This is a genomic window from Erwinia sp. CGal63, from assembly GCF_037026505.1.
GTDB lineage: Bacteria > Pseudomonadota > Gammaproteobacteria > Enterobacterales > Enterobacteriaceae > Erwinia.
Map to the genome: position 1 here is coordinate 520,696 of NZ_JAKUMN010000002.1, position 18,052 is coordinate 538,747.

Consider the following 18,052-nt stretch of genomic DNA (forward strand, 5'->3'; position numbering starts at 1 on the left):
ACCCTATACCACTTAGGGAGTAATACTTAATTTCCACAGACGGTTGTCAGCCGAAAATAAGACGGGAGTTTATTCATAACCAGATGAATAAACTAGTTATATTCTGTGTATTTCTTCTACTCACTCCGGCAGGACAGCGCATCTGGCATAGAGGCATACCTGCATCCGCGTTGATTTGCGTCAAGCCTGCGCCTGAAGCGGTTGCGCAGAATGCGCACCATTCAAACCGGAGAATACTATGACGCAAATTGCCCCTCTTCAACCCGGCAAAAACAGTGCCGTTATTCAGGACTGGCAGCCGGAAAACAGTTTGTTCTGGCAGCAGCGCGGAAAGCGCATAGCCAGTCGTAACCTGTGGATATCCGTTTTCTGCCTCCTGCTCGCATTTTGCGTCTGGATGCTGTTCAGTGCCGTAGCGGTAAACCTTAACAAAGTCGGCTTCTCTTTTACCACCGAGCAGCTGTTTTTGCTGACGGCGCTACCTTCCATTTCCGGCGCGCTGCTGCGCATTCCTTACTCCTTTGTGATCCCGATGTTCGGCGGACGCCGCTGGACTGCCTTCAGCACCGGGATTTTACTGGTTCCCTGCCTCTGGCTGGGCTTCGCCGTGCAGGATACCACGACCTCTTTTCATACCTTTATGCTGATCGCGCTGCTGTGCGGCTTTGCGGGCGCCAACTTCGCTTCCAGCATGGGCAACATCAGCTTCTTCTTTCCCAAAGCGCAGCAGGGCGGCGCGCTGGGCATCAATGGCGGCCTGGGCAACCTTGGCGTTAGCGTGATGCAGTTTGTCGCGCCGCTGACGCTCTCCTGCGCCATTTTTGGCGCTTTCGGCGGCGATGCGCAGCATACCAGCAGCGGAGAAGCTATCTGGCTGCAAAATGCCGCGTGGATTTGGGTGCCGTTTCTGAGCATCGCCACGCTGGCGGCCTGGTTCGGTATGAACGATCTGGCGGCGGCAAAATCCTCTCTGCGCGAGCAGCTACCGGTATTGAAGCGCGGCCATTTGTGGGTGATGGCGCTGCTCTACCTGGCGACCTTCGGCTCTTTTATCGGCTTCTCCGCCGGTTTCGCCATGCTCGCCAAAACGCAGTTCCCTGAAGTCAGCATTCTGCACTACGCCTTTTTCGGCCCGCTGATCGGCGCGCTGGCGCGTTCCGCAGGCGGCATTATCTCTGACAAGCTGGGCGGCGTACGCGTTACGCTGACTAACTTCGTGCTGATGGCGCTGTTCGCCGCGCTGCTGTTCTTAACGCTGCCAGGCGAGGGCCACGCCGGCTATTTCGGCGCGTTTTTCGCGGTGTTTATGGGGCTGTTTTTTACGGCGGGCCTGGGCAGCGGCTCCACATATCAAATGATCGCCGTGATTTTCCGCAAGCTCACCCTGGAGAAGGCGAGCGCGGAAGGCAAAGGCCCGGAAACCGCACAGCGGGAAGCGGTCACCGAAACGTCAGCCGCGCTGGGATTTATCTCCGCCATCGGCGCGCTGGGCGGCTTTTTTATCCCGCAGACTTTTGGTCTTTCGCTCTCTATGTTGGGCACGCCGACGGGCGCGATGAAAATCTTTCTCGCCTTCTACCTGCTCTGCGTAGGCGTTACCTGGCTGGTCTACGGCCGTAAAAACAAATTCTGATTAACGAGCGGAGGAACGATCCTCCGCCGCTTAAGCAATGTCGTCTCAGGAGTCTTCCAGATGAGCAAATTTCTCGACAGGTTTCGCTACTTTAAACAGCTGGCGGAGCCTTTTGCTGGTCAGCACGGCCAGACACTCAATACCAACCGCGACTGGGAAGAAGGCTACCGCAGCCGCTGGCAGCACGATAAAATCGTGCGTTCTACTCACGGCGTAAACTGCACCGGTTCCTGCAGCTGGAAAATCTACGTTAAAAACGGCCTGGTGACCTGGGAAACGCAGCAAACCGACTATCCGCGTACGCGTCCGGATTTGCCGAATCACGAGCCGCGCGGCTGTCCTCGCGGCGCCAGCTACTCCTGGTATCTCTACAGCGCTAACCGCCTGAAGTATCCGCTGATGCGCAAAAAGCTGCTGAAGCTGTGGCGCGAAGCCAAAGCGGAGCATCAGGATCCGGTAGCGGCCTGGGGATCGATCGTCAGCGATCCGGAAAAAGCCAAAAGCTACAAGATCGCACGCGGTCGTGGCGGCTTTGTGCGATCCAGCTGGCAGGAGGTCAATGAGCTGATCGCCGCCTCTAACGTCTATACGGCAAAAACTTTCGGCCCGGATCGCATTGTCGGTTTCTCGCCGATCCCGGCGATGTCGATGGTTTCCTATGCTGCCGGCGCACGCTACCTGTCGCTGATCGGCGGCGTTTGCCTGAGCTTCTACGACTGGTATTGCGATCTGCCGCCCGCTTCGCCGATGACCTGGGGCGAACAGACCGACGTGCCGGAGTCCGCCGACTGGTACAACTCCTCTTACATCATCGCCTGGGGCTCCAACGTGCCGCAGACGCGTACGCCGGACGCGCATTTCTTTACCGAAGTGCGCTACAAGGGCACCAAAACCGTGGCGATCACGCCCGACTATGCCGAAGTGGCCAAGCTGTGCGATCAGTGGCTGAACCCGAAACAGGGTACCGACAGCGCGCTGGCGCTGGCGCTGGGCCACGTGATGCTGAAAGAGTTCCATCTTGAGCGCGAGGTTCCCTATTTCCGCGACTACGTGCGCAGCTACACCGATATGCCAATGCTGGTGCTGCTGGAGCCGCGCGAAGGCGGCTATTTTGCCGCCGGACGCCAGCTGCGCGCCAGCGATCTGATCGATAACCTGGGCCAGGAAAACAACCCGCAGTGGAAAACCATCGCTATCGACCAGAACAGCGGCGAGCTGGTGGCGCCGCAGGGCTCTATCGGCTATCGCTGGGGCGAAAAGGGCAAATGGAACCTGGAGCAGCGCGAAGGCAGTTCGCAGCGGGAAGTAACGCTGCAGCTCAGCCTGTTGGGCAGTCACGATGAGGTTGTCGAGGTAGGCTTCCCCTATTTTGGCGGCCTGGAGAGCGAAAACTTCAGCAGCGTGGCGCTGGACGAGATCCTGCTGCACAAGCTGCCGGTTAAACGTCTGCAGCTGGCAAACGGTAGCGAGGCGCTGGTCGCCAGCGTTTATGACCTGACGCTGGCGAACTACGGGCTGGATCGCGGCCTGGATGACGACAACTGCGCGCGCGGCTATGACGAAATCAAAGCCTACAGCCCGGCCTGGGCCGAGAGGATTACCGGCGTCTCCCAGCAGAATATTATCCGTCTGGCGCGCGAGTTCGCAGAGAACGCGGAGAAAACGCGCGGCCGCTCAATGATTATCGTCGGCGCCGGCATGAACCACTGGTACCACATGGATATGAACTATCGCGGACTGATCAATATGCTGATCTTCTGCGGCTGCGTAGGGCAGAGCGGCGGCGGCTGGGCGCACTATGTCGGCCAGGAGAAGCTGCGGCCGCAGACCGGCTGGACGCCGCTGGCCTTCGCGCTGGACTGGAATCGTCCGCCGCGCCATATGAACAGCACCTCGTTCTTCTATAACCACTCCAGCCAGTGGCGCTATGAAACCGTGCAGACCAGCGAACTGCTCTCGCCGCTGGCCGACAAAGCGCGCTACGGCGGCAGCCTGATCGACTTCAACGTGCGTTCCGAGCGCATGGGCTGGCTGCCTTCCGCGCCGCAGCTTAACGTCAATCCGCTGACGCTCGCTGCGCAGGCCGAAGCCGCCGGGCTTTCACCGGTCGACTTTACGGTCAAAAGCCTTAAGGAAGGCGCGCTGCGCTTTGCCGCGGAACAGCCGGACAATCCGCAAAACTTCCCGCGCAATCTGTTTGTCTGGCGTTCCAACCTGCTTGGCTCCTCCGGCAAAGGCCATGAGTACATGCTGAAATACCTGCTGGGCACGGAAAACGGTATTCAGGGTAAAGATCTCGGCGTGCAGGGCGGCGTGAAGCCTGAAGAGGTGGAATGGCAGGATCGGGGCGGCGAAGGCAAGCTGGATCTGGTGGTGACGCTGGATTTCCGCATGTCCAGCACCTGTCTCTACTCCGATATCGTGCTGCCGACTGCGACCTGGTACGAGAAAGACGACATGAATACTTCGGATATGCATCCGTTTATTCATCCGCTTTCCGCCGCCGTCGATCCGGCCTGGGAGGCGAAAAGCGACTGGGAGATCTACAAAGGCATCGCCAAAAGCTTCTCGGCGCTCTGTCCGGGTCACCTGGGCGTAGAAACGGACGTGGTGACGCTGCCGATCCAGCACGACTCCGCCGCCGAGCTGGCGCAGCCGCTGGATGTCAAAGACTGGAAAAAAGGCGAATGCGAGCTGATCCCCGGTAAAACCGCGCCGCACATTATTGCGGTGCAGCGTGACTATCCGGCAACCTGGGAGCGCTTTACCTCGCTTGGCCCGTTGCTGGACAAGCTGGGCAACGGCGGCAAAGGCATCAGCTGGAACACGCAGAAAGAGGTCGATTTCCTGAAGGAGCTGAACTACGTCAAGGCGCAGGGGCCGGCGGCAGGGCGGCCAAATATCGACAGCGCCATCGACGCGGCGGAAGTGATCCTGTCGCTGGCGCCGGAAACCAACGGTCAGGTGGCGGTAAAAGCCTGGCAGGCGCTGAGCGAGATCACCGGACGCGATCACACGCATCTGGCTCTGAATAAAGAAGAGGAGAAAATCCGCTTCCGCGATATCCAGGCGCAGCCGCGCAAAATCATCTCCAGCCCAACCTGGTCAGGTCTGGAAGACGAGCACGTCTCCTACAACGCCTGCTACACCAACGTTCACGAGCTGATCCCGTGGCGCACGCTTAGCGGCCGTCAGCAGCTCTATCAGGATCACGAGTGGATGCGCGCCTTCGGCGAAAGCCTGCTGGTCTATCGTCCGCCGATCGATACCCGCGCGGCTAAACCGCTGCTGAACCAGAAGCCCAACGGCAATCCGGAGAAAGCGCTGAACTTCCTGACGCCGCACCAGAAATGGGGCGTCCACTCAACCTACAGCGACAACCTGCTGATGCTGACGCTGTCGCGCGGCGGGCCGATTGTCTGGATGAGCGAAGAGGACGCCCGCGAGCTGGGCATTGAGGACAACGACTGGATCGAAGCCTTTAACGCCAACGGTTCGCTGACCGCTCGCGCGGTGGTCAGCCAGCGTATTCCGGCTGGCATGACCATGATGTACCACGCGCAGGAGCGCATCGTGAATATTCCCGGTTCGGAAATTACGGGCCAGCGCGGCGGCATCCATAACTCGGTAACCCGCGCCTGCCCGAAACCGACCCATATGATCGGCGGCTACGCGCAGCTCTCCTACGGTTTTAACTATTACGGCACCGTCGGCTCCAACCGCGATGAATTCGTGGTGGTACGCAAAATGAACCGCGTCGACTGGCTGGACGGCGAGAACAACGATCAACGGCAGGGCGGCCAGGAGGTAAAATCATGAAAATTCGTTCACAGGTCGGCATGGTGCTGAATCTGGATAAATGCATCGGCTGTCATACCTGCTCCGTGACCTGTAAAAACGTCTGGACCAGCCGTGAAGGCATGGAGTACGCCTGGTTTAACAATGTCGAAAGCAAGCCTGGCGTCGGCTATCCCCATGCCTGGGAAGATCAGGAAAAGTGGAAAGGCGGCTGGATCCGTAAAATCAACGGCAAGCTGGAGCCACGCATGGGCAACCGTGTCGGCCTGCTGGCGAAAATCTTCGCCAACCCGGACGTGCCCGCGCTGGACGATTACTATGAGCCGTTCGATTACGACTATCAGCATCTGCACAACGCGCCCGCCGGCAAACATCAGCCGATAGCGCGGCCGCGCTCGCTGATCACCGGCCAGCGCATGAAGAAGATCGAAAACGGCCCGAACTGGGAAGAGATCCTCGGCGGCGAATTCTCTAAGCGCTCGCAGGATAAAAATTTCGATAACATTCAGAAAGAGATGTACGGCCAGTTCGAGCACACTTTTATGGCCTATCTGCCGCGCCTGTGCGAGCACTGCCTCAATCCGGCGTGCGTGGCGACCTGTCCGAGCGGCGCCATCTATAAGCGCGGCGAAGACGGCATCGTGCTGATCGACCAGGATAAGTGCCGCGGCTGGCGCATGTGCCTGACCGGCTGTCCCTATAAAAAAATCTACTTCAACTGGAAGAGCGGCAAGTCGGAGAAATGCATCTTCTGCTATCCGCGTATCGAAGCGGGCCAGCCGACGGTCTGTTCGGAAACCTGCGTGGGCCGTATTCGCTATCTCGGCGTGCTGCTGTACGACGCGGATCGCATTGCCGAAGCGGCCTCGGCGGAAAACGAGCAGGATCTTTACCAGAGCCAGATGGCGATCTTCCTCGATCCCAACGACCCGCAGGTGATCGAAGCCGCGCTGGCGGAAGGCATCCCGCAAAGCGTTATCGACGCCGCTCAGCGCTCGCCGGTTTATAAAATGGCGATGGAGTGGAAGCTGGCGCTGCCGCTGCATCCTGAATATCGCACGCTGCCGATGGTCTGGTACGTGCCGCCGCTGTCGCCGATTCAGAGCGCGGCGGACGCGGGCGCGCTGGCGCATAACGGCGTGCTGCCGGATGTCGAAAGCCTGCGTATTCCCGTGCAGTATCTGGCAAACCTGCTCACGGCTGGCGATACCGCGCCGGTGCTGCTGGCGCTGAAACGTATGCTGGCGATGCGCCACTATAAGCGCGCGGAAACCGTAGAGAACGAAATCGATACCCGCGCGCTGGAGCAGGTAGGCTTAAGCGAAGCGCAGGCGCAGGAGATGTATCGCTACCTGGCGATCGCCAACTACGAAGATCGCTTCGTGGTGCCTTCCAGCCATCGCGAGCTGGCGCGCGAGGCCTTCCCGGAAAGCAAAGGCTGCGGCTTCAGCTTCGGCGACGGCTGCCGCGGCAGCGACGGTAAATTCAACCTGTTTAACAGCCGCCGTATCGACGCCATCGACATCGGCAAAAAAACGCAGGAGGAGCAACCATGATCACGCTGCGCGTACTTGCCCGACTGCTGGATTATCCCGATGAGGCGCTCTTTACGCACCACGCCGAAATCAGCGAGGCGCTGGTGGAGGCCCGCGAGCTTGACGCTGCTCAGCGCGCGAGCCTGACCGGCTTTATCGCCGACTTTTGCGCGCGGCCTCTGCTGGATGTGCAGGCGGGCTACTGCGAGCTGTTCGACCGCGGCCGCGCCACCTCGCTGCTGCTGTTTGAGCACGTTCATGGCGAATCGCGCGATCGCGGCCAGGCGATGGTCGATCTGCTGGAGCAGTATCGTTCCGACGGTCTGGAGCTGAGCGCGAAAGAGCTGCCCGATTTTCTGCCGCTCTACCTGGAATACCTTGCCAGCCTGACGCCTGAGCGCGCACGGGCCGGTCTGGCCGACGTGGCGCCGATTCTGGCGCTACTCGCCGCCAGGCTACATCAGCGGCAAAGCCGCTATGGCGAACTGTTCGATCTGCTGCTGGCGCTTTCCGGCTCTGGCGTGGCGGCTGACGCGCTGGCGCCGCAAATCAGCAAAGAGGCGAGGGACGATACGCCGGCGGCGCTGGATGCGGTCTGGGAAGAAGAGCAGATCAAATTTCTCGGCGAGCAGGGCTGTGCTTCCGCGCAGCAGGCCGCGCACCAGCGCCGCTTTGCCGACGCCGTCGCGCCGCAGTATCTGGACGTGGCGGAAATGACAACATCCATGGGGCGTGCATCATGAATTTTCTCTCCACTCTTTTTTTCGATATCTATCCCTATATCGCGGGCAGCGTTTTTTTGATCGGCAGCTGGCTGCGCTATGACTACGGCCAATACAGCTGGCGCGCCGGTTCCAGCCAGATGCTGGATAAAAAGGGCATGCGCTTCGCCTCCAATTTGTTCCATATCGGCATTATCGGCATTTTTTTCGGCCACTTTGTCGGCCTGCTGACGCCGCACTGGATGTATGAGGCTTTTCTGCCGATCGCGACCAAGCAAAAGCTGGCGATGGTGGCGGGCGGCGTCTGCGGTCTGATGACCCTGGTGGGCGGCGGCCTGCTGCTGAAGCGTCGTCTGCTTAATCCGCGCGTCAGAGCCACCAGCAGCACGGGCGATATCCTGATCCTGACGCTGCTGGTAGCACAGGCCGCGCTGGGCGTGCTGACCATTCCTTTCTCCGCCCAGCATATGGACGGCAGCGAGATGATGAAGCTGGTGGCCTGGGCGCAGGCGATAGTGAGTTTCCACGGCGGCGCATCTGCGCATCTGGAAGGCGTCGCGCTGATTTACCGCGTCCATATGGTGCTGGGCATGACGCTGTTTCTGCTGTTTCCTTTCTGCCGCCTGGTACATATCTGGAGCGTGCCGCTGGAATATCTGACGCGTCGCTATCAGCTGGTGCGCAACCGGCGCTAGAGGCGACTTTTTGCAAAAATGGCGATAGCTTAATTGTTAATGCTTTGTTGAGATATCGCTCTGCGTATCCGCTGCGCTTCCTGGCTACACTGCCACTACTTACGAGCCGCTGTTGCGGCTCGTTGACTTTGCCCGGTGACAAAACCGGACATTTTAACAAGGCAGGAGCGCAAATGATCATTTCGGCATCAACAGATTATCGGGCGGCGGCGCGGCGCAGGCTGCCGCCTTTTCTTTATCACTATATCGATGGCGGCGCCTATAGCGAGCACACGCTTAAACGCAACACCGCCGATTTAGCCGATATCGCGCTGCGCCAGCGCGTGCTGAATAATATGTCCGAGCTGAGTCTGGAAACCACGCTGTTTGATGAAAAGCTGGCGATGCCGGTAATCCTTGCACCGGTCGGCTTGACCGGCATGTACGCGCGGCGCGGCGAAGTGCAGGCAGCGCGCGCGGCGGCGGCAAAAGGTATTCCTTTCACGCTCTCTACCGTTTCCGTCTGTCCTATCGAGGAAGTCGCACCCGCAATCTCGCGTCCGATGTGGTTTCAGCTTTACGTGTTGAAAGATCGCGGCTTTATGCGCAACGCGCTGGAACGCGCCAAAGCCGCAGGCGTGAAAACGCTGGTGTTTACCGTGGATATGCCGGTTCCCGGCGCGCGCTACCGCGACGCGCATTCCGGTATGAGCGGGCCGAACGCGGCCGCGCGCCGGATGTTGCAGGCTGTTCTTCATCCTCAGTGGGCCTGGGACGTCGGGCTTAACGGCAAGCCGCATGATTTGGGCAACGTCTCGGCTTATCGCGGTCATCCCACCACGCTGGAAGATTATATCGGCTGGCTGGGCGCTAACTTCGACCCGTCGATTTCGTGGAAAGATCTGGAGTGGATCCGCGAGTTCTGGCAGGGGCCGATGATTATCAAGGGTATTCTGGATCCGCAGGATGCGAAGGACGCCGTCAGCTTCGGCGCGGACGGTATCGTGGTGTCCAATCACGGCGGCCGCCAGCTGGATGGCGTGCTGTCGACGGCGCGCGCGCTGCCCGCGATTGCCGACGCGGTAAAAGGCGACATCAAAATTCTGGCGGATTCCGGCATTCGAACCGGGCTGGACGTGGTGCGCATGATCGCGCTGGGCGCCGACAGCGTGCTGCTGGGCAGAGCTTTTATCTATGCGCTGGCGGCGGCGGGTCAGGCTGGCGTGGAGAATCTGCTGTCGCTGATGGAAAAAGAGATGCGCGTGGCGATGACGCTGACCGGTGCAAAATCCGTGGCGGCTATCGGGCGGGATTCGCTGGTGGCACTGTAAGCGTTGTCGGCAGGCAAGGATGTGCTGCCGACAAGGGTATTAGTCGGCGTTGATGCCGCTGTAAGAGCGCCAGTGGTCAAAATAGATATGATCGGCCTGGAAATCGGCGGTCTCGGTATCGCCGGTCAGGCGCCACGCCAGCTGGAAGGCGAATTCAAAGCTTTTGCCCAGTCCTTTGCCGCTAATCAGATTGCCGTCTTCCACCACCTCTTCCGCGCTGTAAACGCCATCGGTAACGGCTTTATAAAGATCGCCCGAACAGGTATAGCGGCGGCCTTTCAGCAAATGATTACCGCCCAGCACGCGGGCGGCGGCAGAGCAGATCGGCGCAATCAGTTTGCCCGCTTCGTCGTGGCGACGAATAAATTCCGTGACCAGCGGATTGGCCGCCAGATTAACGGTACCTTCGGGGCCGCCGGGGATGACTACGGCGTCGAATTCCCAATCCAGACCTTCCAGCAGCACGTCGCCCACTACAGGTACGGCATGATAGCTTGGTACCTCGCGCACGCTGTGACAGGCAACCGTCGTCACCTTAACGTGCAGGCGGTTTAGTATATCGATAATGACAAAAGCTTCCGCTTCTTCAAATCCCGGCGCCAGCAGCACCGCAGCCTGTTTACTCATCGCTCCTCCTGAGGAATAAAATAAGGGTATCCATAAATTGAAATAGCGTTTTATTTTTAAGGTGTCAACGAGTTTACGTTGTCGCGCAACGGGACAAAAGAAAAACCCATGATTTACATTACAGCTATTTTCAGAATTGCGGCCCGTGTTCTAACATGAATACAACTTTCACGTTCCACTCTGGATATTCAATGCGTTACCTGGCCACAATCTTGCCCGTGCTGCTGCTTTCTGCCTGTAGCAGTAAAGCGCCCGCGCCGGAACCTCACGGCAACCCGTTTCGCGGAAACAACAGCTTTTTACTGGACCCCGAGCATAACGTAGCGCCGCTGGACGGCGATTTCGCCAACAGTCCAACTGCCGAAGCTTTTATCGATAAAATGGTGCGCGAGCACGGTTTTAACCGCCAACAGCTGCATAACATACTGGCGCAGACGAAGCGGCTGGATTGGGTGCTGCGGCTGATGGATCGGCAGGCGCCGTCCTATCAGGCGCCGTCCGGGCCTAATGGCGCCTGGATCCGCTACCGCAAAAAATTTATCGTGCCGGATAACGTGCAGAATGGCGTCCAGTTCTGGAACCAGTATCAGGACGCGCTGCAACGCGCCTGGCAGGTATACGGCGTGCCGCCGGAAATTATTGTCGGCATTATCGGCGTTGAAACCCGCTGGGGACGCGTGATGGGCAAAACCCGTATTATCGACGCGCTGGCAACGCTGGCGTTTGCCTATCCACGCCGTGCCGAATACTTTAACGGTGAGCTTGAAACCTTCCTGCTGATGGCGAAAGAAGAGAATGACGATCCGTTGGATCTCCGCGGCTCTTTTGCCGGCGCTATGGGCTATGGCCAGTTTATGCCTTCCGCTTTTAAGCAGTATGCCGTCGACTTCAACGGTGATGGGCATATCAACCTTTGGGATCCGGTAGACGCGATAGGCAGCGTGGCGCACTATTTCAGCGCGCATGGCTGGGTGAAAGGCGGTACGGTCGCCGTGCCCGCCACAGGCCAGGCGCCGCAGCTGGAAAACGGTTTTAAAACTCGCTATACCGCCGCTCAGCTCGCTGCCGCTGGCTTAACACCGCAGGTGCCGTTACAGGGCGACCAGGAAGTCAGCCTGCTGCGCTTTGATATGGGCACTTACTATCAGTACTGGTATGGCTTGCCTAACTTCTATGTGATCACTCGCTATAACCACAGCAACCACTATGCGATGGCCGTCTGGCAGTTAGGGGAAGCCGTGCGCGACGCCCGTCAGGGATTATAGTCCGCAACCGCGCGTCACATCGGCGCGCGTGCTTATAACCTACTGATTAACGCCAATTTTCCCCTTTCATTTTCAGGAAGGCGTCTCGCAAATCGCGCCTTTCTTCCCGCCTTTGCGGCTAAAAAGTGCTAATCTTCTTTTTCACTACTGAAGAGCAGGGAACAACGATGACGGATAATGAGTTGAGCCAGCTGAGCCTGGAAGTCGGCCAACATCTGCTGCGCCTGAAAGCCACGGTGACTACGGCAGAATCCTGTACGGGCGGCTGGATCGCCAAAGTGCTGACCGATATCGCCGGCAGTTCGCAATGGTTCGAGCGCGGCTTTGTTACCTACAGCAACGAGGCTAAACAGGCGATGGTCGGCGTGACTTCATCTTCACTGGAAAGCTTTGGCGCGGTCAGCGAGCAGGTGGTGAAAGAGATGGCGACAGGCGCGCTTAAACAGGCCCGCGCACAGTATGCCGTGGCCGTCAGCGGCATCGCCGGCCCGGATGGCGGAACGGCGGAAAAACCGGTGGGAACAGTCTGGTTCGGCTTTGCGGCTGACGGCGCTAACCCTCTGGCACAGCGCAAAATTTTCTCAGGCGACCGTGAAGCGGTACGCCGCCAGGCCACGGCATATGCGCTGTTGATGCTGCGTGACCATTTTCTTAAAAATTAAGCTTGATACTGTATGACTATACAGTATAATTGCACCCATATTGATTGTGACACGAAGCCGCGCAAGCGTGCTTTACCCCCGCGTGATTAGGAGTGGAAATGGCTATTGACGAAAACAAGCAAAAAGCACTGGCAGCAGCGCTGGGCCAGATTGAAAAGCAATTTGGTAAAGGCTCCATCATGCGCCTGGGTGAAGACCGCACTATGGATGTGGAAACCATCTCTACCGGTTCGCTTTCGCTGGATATCGCGCTTGGCGCGGGCGGTCTGCCAATGGGCCGCATCGTCGAAATTTACGGGCCGGAATCTTCCGGTAAAACTACGCTGACGCTGCAGGTTATCGCCGCCGCCCAGCGTAAAGGCAAAACCTGCGCCTTTATCGATGCTGAACACGCGCTGGACCCGGTCTACGCCAAGAAGCTGGGCGTGGATATCGACAACCTGCTCTGTTCTCAGCCGGACACCGGTGAGCAGGCGCTGGAAATCTGTGACGCGCTGGCGCGTTCCGGCGCAGTTGACGTGATCATCGTCGACTCCGTGGCGGCGCTGACGCCGAAAGCGGAAATCGAAGGCGAGATCGGTGACTCTCATATGGGCCTGGCGGCACGTATGATGAGCCAGGCGATGCGTAAGCTGGCAGGTAACCTGAAGCAGTCCAACACGCTGCTGATCTTTATCAACCAGATCCGTATGAAAATTGGTGTGATGTTCGGTAACCCGGAAACCACTACCGGCGGTAACGCGCTGAAGTTCTACGCCTCTGTACGTCTGGATATCCGCCGCATCGGCGCCATTAAAGAAGGCGACGAAGTGGTGGGCAGCGAAACCCGCGTGAAGGTTGTGAAAAACAAAATCGCGGCGCCGTTCAAGCAGGCGGAGTTCCAGATCATGTATGGCGAAGGCATCAACGTCTTCGGCGAGCTGGTCGATCTGGGCGTGAAGCACAAGCTGATTGAGAAAGCGGGCGCATGGTACAGCTATAACGGCGACAAAATCGGGCAGGGCAAGGCTAACGCCGGCAACTTCCTGAAAGAGAACCCGGCCATAGCGACAGAGATCGAAAACAAACTGCGCGCCACGCTGCTGAACAACCCGGACAGCACGCCAGACTTCGTAGCGGATAAAGACGACGCCGACGAAGCCAGCGAAACCAACGAAAACTTCTGATCGTCGCCCGTTTGGGCATCAGATCGGAAAATGCTGAAAAGGAGTGGCCCTGTGCCGCTCCTTTTTTCTTTCCGGGCTTCAGCTTTCTGAAGCGTGACGGTAGCCGAACGCTCAGGTTCTGCCGCTGGCTTTATTCACTCCGGCTGCCCGCAACGTGCGCGCCAGCTTTACTCGATTTTCTCTTTCATTAGCCAAACCGTTTTGTTTCTTTGGCGGTTCCTCGCTACCCTTATCCTGAACTCACTTTTCGTCTGACCGGAGCAAGATGTCTGAAGCCACCGAACGAAGCCAGTTTACTCGCCTGTTAGATCGGGCTATGCGCATTCTGGCCATGCGCGATCACAGCGAAGCGGAGTTTCGCCGCAAGCTCTCGCTGTCGGCGGAGCGGGCCGCGATGTATGCCAAAAATCAGGCGCAGGAGCCTGAACCGGTGACGCCAGAGCAAATCGATCGGGTTGTCGCCTGGTGTTATGAAAGCCACTATCTGGACGACGCTCGCTTCGCGGAGCGCTTTGTCGCCAGCCGCAGCCGTAAAGGCTATGGCCCGCAGCGCATTCGCATGGAGCTCGGGCAGAAAGGCGTGGCGAAGCCGCTAATCGATGAGACGCTGGCCGCAACGGATATCGACTGGCAAAAAATGGCGTTTGACGCAGCGGAGCGTAAATTCGGTCTGCCGTTACCGACTGAATGGAAGGAAAAAGCTAAAGTGCAGCGCTATTTAATGACTAAAGGCTTCTTTTCCGAAGATATCCGCGCGGTTTTCTCAAATTTTGATGATTGAACGCCAATGGGATTTTACTTCGTACCGAAGAAAATTTATCTTATTCACCACTTTTTGTTCGTGCGTTGCCAGGCCTCAGGGCAGAGGCAAACCCACGAAACGTTCGTTAGCGTGATTCCAGGACAATTATGAGCAAGAGCACTGCGGAGATTCGCCAGGCGTTTCTCGACTTTTTCCATAGCAAGGGACATCAGGTTGTAGCCAGTAGCTCCCTCGTGCCGACTAATGATCCGACGTTGCTGTTTACCAACGCCGGGATGAACCAGTTTAAAGACGTTTTCCTGGGGCAAGACAAGCGTAGCTATTCGCGCGCGACCACTTCCCAGCGCTGCGTGCGCGCAGGCGGCAAACATAATGACCTGGAAAACGTTGGCTATACCGCCCGTCACCACACCTTCTTTGAAATGCTGGGCAACTTCAGCTTTGGCGACTACTTCAAACGTGAAGCGATTGGTTTCGCCTGGGAGCTGCTGACCGGCGCCGAATGGTTCGCACTGCCAAAAGAGAAGCTGTGGGTCACCGTGTATGAAACCGATGACGAAGCTTTCAACATCTGGGCCGATGAAATCGGCGTGCCGCGCGAGCGCATTATCCGCATCGGCGACAATAAAGGCGGCGCTTACGCCTCTGACAACTTCTGGCAGATGGGCGACACCGGCCCGTGCGGCCCGTGCAGCGAAATCTTCTTCGACCACGGCGACCATATCTGGGGCGGCCCACCGGGAAGTCCGGAAGAGGATGGCGATCGCTTTATTGAGATCTGGAACATCGTCTTTATGCAGTTTAACCGTCAGCCTGACGGCACTATGCTGCCGCTGCCGAAGCCTTCCGTTGACACCGGCATGGGACTGGAGCGTATCTCCGCCGTGCTGCAGCACGTCAATTCCAACTACGAAATCGATCTGTTCCAGAAGCTGATTAAAGCCGTGGCGAGCGTTACCGGCGCTACCGATCTCGACAGCAAATCGCTGCGCGTCATCGCCGATCACATTCGCTCGTGCGCATTCCTGATTTGCGATGGCGTTGTGCCATCCAATGAAAACCGTGGCTACGTGTTGCGCCGTATTATTCGTCGCGCGATTCGTCACGGCAATATGCTGGGCGCTCAGGGCACCTTCTTCTGGAAACTGGTCGCGCCGCTGATTGAAGTGATGGGCGCCGCAGGTGAAGAACTGGCGAAGCAGCAGGCTCTGGTGGAGCAGGTGCTGAAAACCGAAGAAGAGCAGTTTGCAAAAACGCTGGAGCGCGGTCTGGCGCTGCTGGACGAGGAGCTGAGCAAGCTGCAGGGCGATACGCTGGACGGCGAAACCGTCTTCCGTCTGTATGATACCTTTGGCTTCCCGGTGGATTTAACCGCCGACGTCTGCCGTGAGCGTAACCTGAAGATTGACGAAGCTGGATTTGAAAAGGCGATGGAGCAGCAGCGTCAGCGCGCTCGCGAAGCCAGCGGCTTTGGCGCGGACTACAGCAATGTGATTCGCACTGACGAAGCTTCCACCTTCAAAGGCTACGACCGCCTGGAGCTCACCGCCGCCGTGAAGGCTATTTATGTCGATGGCCAGCCTGCCGACACTATTACAGCGGGTCAGGAAGGCGTGCTTGTGCTGGATGAAACGCCATTTTATGGCGAATCAGGCGGTCAGGTAGGCGATACCGGCGAGCTGCGTAACGATGCCGCGCACTTTACCGTTACCGATACGCAGAAATATGCACAGGCGATTGGGCACATCGGCAAACTGAACTCTGGTCAGCTGCGCGTTGGCGATCGTTTAGCCGCGCACGTAGATGAAGCGCGTCGCGCGCGTATTCGCCTGAACCACTCCGCAACCCATCTTTTACATGCGGCGCTGCGTCAGGTGCTGGGCCACCATGTGGCGCAGAAAGGCTCGCTGGTGAACGATAAATATCTTCGCTTTGACTTCTCCCACACCGAGGCGATGAAACCTCAGGAGATCCGCCGGGTTGAGGAAATCGTTAACGAACAGATCCGCCGTAACCTGCCGGTCGACACTAACGTGATGGCGCTGGAAGAGGCCAAAGCGCTGGGTGCGATGGCGCTGTTCGGCGAGAAATATGACGATCGCGTGCGCGTACTGACGATGGGCGATTTCTCTACCGAACTGTGTGGCGGTACGCACGCCAGCCGCACGGGCGATATTGGTCTGTTCCGCATCACCTCTGAAGCTGGTACGGCGGCGGGCATTCGCCGTATCGAAGCGGTAACGGGCGAAGGCGCGCTGAAGCAGGTTTATGCGCAAAGCGAACAGCTGCACGACATCGCGCAGCTGGTGAAAGCCAACAGCAGCAATCTGAACGAGAAAGTGCGCGGCCTGATGGATAACGTTCGCGCGCTGGAAAAAGAGCTGCAGCAGCTGAAAGATCAGCAGGCCGCGCAGGAAAGCGCTTCACTGAGCAGCAAAGCCATCGATGTTAAAGGCGTGAAGCTGCTGGTCAGCGAGTTAACCAACGTCGAGCCGAAAATGCTGCGCACTATGGTTGACGACTTAAAGAATCAGCTGAAGTCAGCGGTTATCGTGCTGGCTACCGTTGCAGAAGGAAAGGTGTCGCTGATTGCTGGCGTTACCAAAGATGTAACCGATCGCGTGAAAGCCGGCGAGCTGGTGGGCGAGTTAGCCCAGCAGGTTGGCGGTAAGGGCGGCGGCCGTCCGGATATGGCTCAGGCCGGCGGCACCGACGCTGAAGCACTACCAGGGGCTTTGGCCGGTGTTGAAAGCTGGGTGGCGGCAAAACTGTAACACTATAAAAAGGCATCCCGGAAGCGCGGTGGAGCAGGGCTCCACGGCGTTTTTCCGTCAGGTGCAATCGCAAAAAACACAAAGTCAGGTTGATGGTGTGTATTTCGGCTAAACTAAATATCAGCAGAATGTATTACTGTGATGATGCACTTGTTATGCATTTGTCATAATCTACATTTAGCGTTATATGATGGATAATGCCGGGCGACAGTTAACCCGACTCTTTTAATCTTTCAAGGAGCAAAGAATGCTTATTCTAACTCGTCGAGTTGGTGAAACCCTCATGATCGGTGATGAGGTGACTGTAACGGTGCTGGGAGTGAAAGGGAATCAGGTTCGCATCGGTGTGAATGCCCCTAAAGAAGTTTCGGTTCATCGCGAAGAGATTTATCAGCGTATCCAGGCCGAAAAAACTCAGCAAACGAGTTACTAACGGATCCAGCGCCTCGCTGTCCTGGCGAGGCGCTACCGGTTTCATCTTCTTTATCCGCCTTTTCTTGTGTTTCTTTCCCTGTTTCTCTTCGGGCCTGTCCACGTTTTGTTTGCGTGATAAGGCCGATTATTGTTGATAAATCACTCTTTTTGCTTTTCAAATACCCGTTTTGGCTGGGAAATGCGCAATCAAACGCGAGAGTGAAAAAATATGTTTGACTTATAAGGCCCAGAAAGTAATATGTGCGCCACGCAGTGCCGATGAGCAGAAACAAGTTCAGAAGCACAGCTCGATAAGAGCGCGTATGGTGAGGTGGCCGAGAGGCTGAAGGCGCTCCCCTGCTAAGGGAGTATGCGGTCAAAAGCTGCATCCGGGGTTCGAATCCCCGCCTCACCGCCATTTGCATCCGTAGCTCAGCTGGATAGAGTACTCGGCTACGAACCGAGCGGTCGGAGGTTCGAATCCTCCCGGATGCACCATATTGTGAACGCGTGGTCTTTGACGACGCTTTCTTAAGTAGTACCGATACAGCGTTAGCAGCCTGTATCAAGGTGAGTCGTTAGCACCCCTGCGTTATACCAGAATTTGATATGCATCCGTAGCTCAGCTGGATAGAGTACTCGGCTACGAACCGAGCGGTCGGAGGTTCGAATCCTCCCGGATGCACCA

13 protein-coding genes and 3 tRNA genes are annotated in these 18,052 nt (G+C 57.7%); 15 read left to right on the forward strand and 1 reads right to left on the reverse strand.

Annotated features, from left to right (window positions below):
• The first annotated feature begins 238 nt into the window (after window positions 1–238).
• From MKZ79_RS11070 to lldD, 6 genes are all read left to right on the forward strand, one after another.
• Window positions 239–1,633, forward strand: a complete 1,395-nt coding sequence (locus MKZ79_RS11070; RefSeq protein ID WP_336142078.1) for a NarK family nitrate/nitrite MFS transporter — start codon at window positions 239–241, stop codon at window positions 1,631–1,633.
• Between the two features lie 60 nt (window positions 1,634–1,693).
• A complete protein-coding gene (locus tag MKZ79_RS11075) occupies window positions 1,694–5,452 on the forward strand; it encodes a nitrate reductase subunit alpha (protein ID WP_336142081.1) in 3,759 nt (1,252 codons plus the stop codon).
• Window positions 5,449–6,987: a nitrate reductase subunit beta gene (narH, locus tag MKZ79_RS11080; protein ID WP_336142083.1), complete on the forward strand. Its 1,539-nt coding sequence runs from the start codon at window positions 5,449–5,451 to the stop codon at window positions 6,985–6,987. Before MKZ79_RS11075 ends, narH begins: the two co-directional genes overlap by 4 nt.
• Window positions 6,984–7,709, forward strand: a complete 726-nt coding sequence (gene narJ / locus MKZ79_RS11085; RefSeq protein ID WP_336142085.1) for a nitrate reductase molybdenum cofactor assembly chaperone — start codon at window positions 6,984–6,986, stop codon at window positions 7,707–7,709. The genes narH and narJ overlap by 4 nt, the downstream gene beginning before the upstream one ends.
• A complete protein-coding gene (narI, locus tag MKZ79_RS11090) occupies window positions 7,706–8,383 on the forward strand; it encodes a respiratory nitrate reductase subunit gamma (protein ID WP_336142087.1) in 678 nt (225 codons plus the stop codon). Before narJ ends, narI begins: the two co-directional genes overlap by 4 nt.
• A 173-nt stretch (window positions 8,384–8,556) precedes the next feature.
• Entirely contained in the window at window positions 8,557–9,693 is a 1,137-nt protein-coding gene (gene lldD / locus MKZ79_RS11095; RefSeq protein WP_336142089.1) for an FMN-dependent L-lactate dehydrogenase LldD, read from the forward strand.
• 39 nt (window positions 9,694–9,732) lie between these two features.
• Here the strand turns inward: lldD and MKZ79_RS11100 are convergent, their stop codons facing one another.
• On the reverse strand, window positions 9,733–10,320 hold the full coding sequence (locus MKZ79_RS11100) for a DJ-1/PfpI family protein (protein WP_336142092.1): 588 nt from the start codon (window positions 10,318–10,320) through the stop codon (window positions 9,733–9,735).
• Between the two features lie 191 nt (window positions 10,321–10,511).
• Between MKZ79_RS11100 and mltB the strand changes: the two genes are divergently transcribed.
• The 9 genes from mltB to MKZ79_RS11145 all read left to right on the forward strand — a co-directional run bounded on the left by mltB (window position 10,512) and on the right by MKZ79_RS11145 (window position 18,052).
• Window positions 10,512–11,585 (forward strand): lytic murein transglycosylase B, encoded by a 1,074-nt coding sequence (gene mltB, locus MKZ79_RS11105; protein WP_336142093.1) that lies wholly within the window; start codon window positions 10,512–10,514, stop codon window positions 11,583–11,585.
• Between the two features lie 167 nt (window positions 11,586–11,752).
• Complete coding sequence (gene pncC / locus MKZ79_RS11110; protein WP_336142094.1) at window positions 11,753–12,247, forward strand: nicotinamide-nucleotide amidase; 495 nt, start codon at window positions 11,753–11,755, stop codon at window positions 12,245–12,247.
• Between the two features lie 98 nt (window positions 12,248–12,345).
• On the forward strand, window positions 12,346–13,413 hold the full coding sequence (recA, locus tag MKZ79_RS11115; RefSeq protein ID WP_336142095.1) for a recombinase RecA: 1,068 nt from the start codon (window positions 12,346–12,348) through the stop codon (window positions 13,411–13,413).
• Window positions 13,414–13,678: 265 nt separating this feature from the next.
• Window positions 13,679–14,194 carry a regulatory protein RecX gene (locus tag MKZ79_RS11120; RefSeq protein ID WP_336142098.1) on the forward strand — a complete coding sequence of 172 codons (516 nt, stop codon included), beginning with the start codon at window positions 13,679–13,681 and terminating at the stop codon, window positions 14,192–14,194.
• Window positions 14,195–14,322: 128 nt separating this feature from the next.
• A complete protein-coding gene (alaS, locus tag MKZ79_RS11125; protein ID WP_336142100.1) occupies window positions 14,323–16,950 on the forward strand; it encodes an alanine--tRNA ligase in 2,628 nt (875 codons plus the stop codon).
• Window positions 16,951–17,197: 247 nt separating this feature from the next.
• Window positions 17,198–17,383: a carbon storage regulator CsrA gene (gene csrA / locus MKZ79_RS11130; RefSeq protein ID WP_004155916.1), complete on the forward strand. Its 186-nt coding sequence runs from the start codon at window positions 17,198–17,200 to the stop codon at window positions 17,381–17,383.
• A 306-nt stretch (window positions 17,384–17,689) separates the two neighbouring features.
• Window positions 17,690–17,782, forward strand: a tRNA-Ser gene (locus MKZ79_RS11135).
• 3 nt (window positions 17,783–17,785) lie between these two features.
• Window positions 17,786–17,862, forward strand: a tRNA-Arg gene (locus MKZ79_RS11140).
• A gap of 113 nt (window positions 17,863–17,975) precedes the next feature.
• A tRNA-Arg gene (locus tag MKZ79_RS11145) sits at window positions 17,976–18,052 on the forward strand.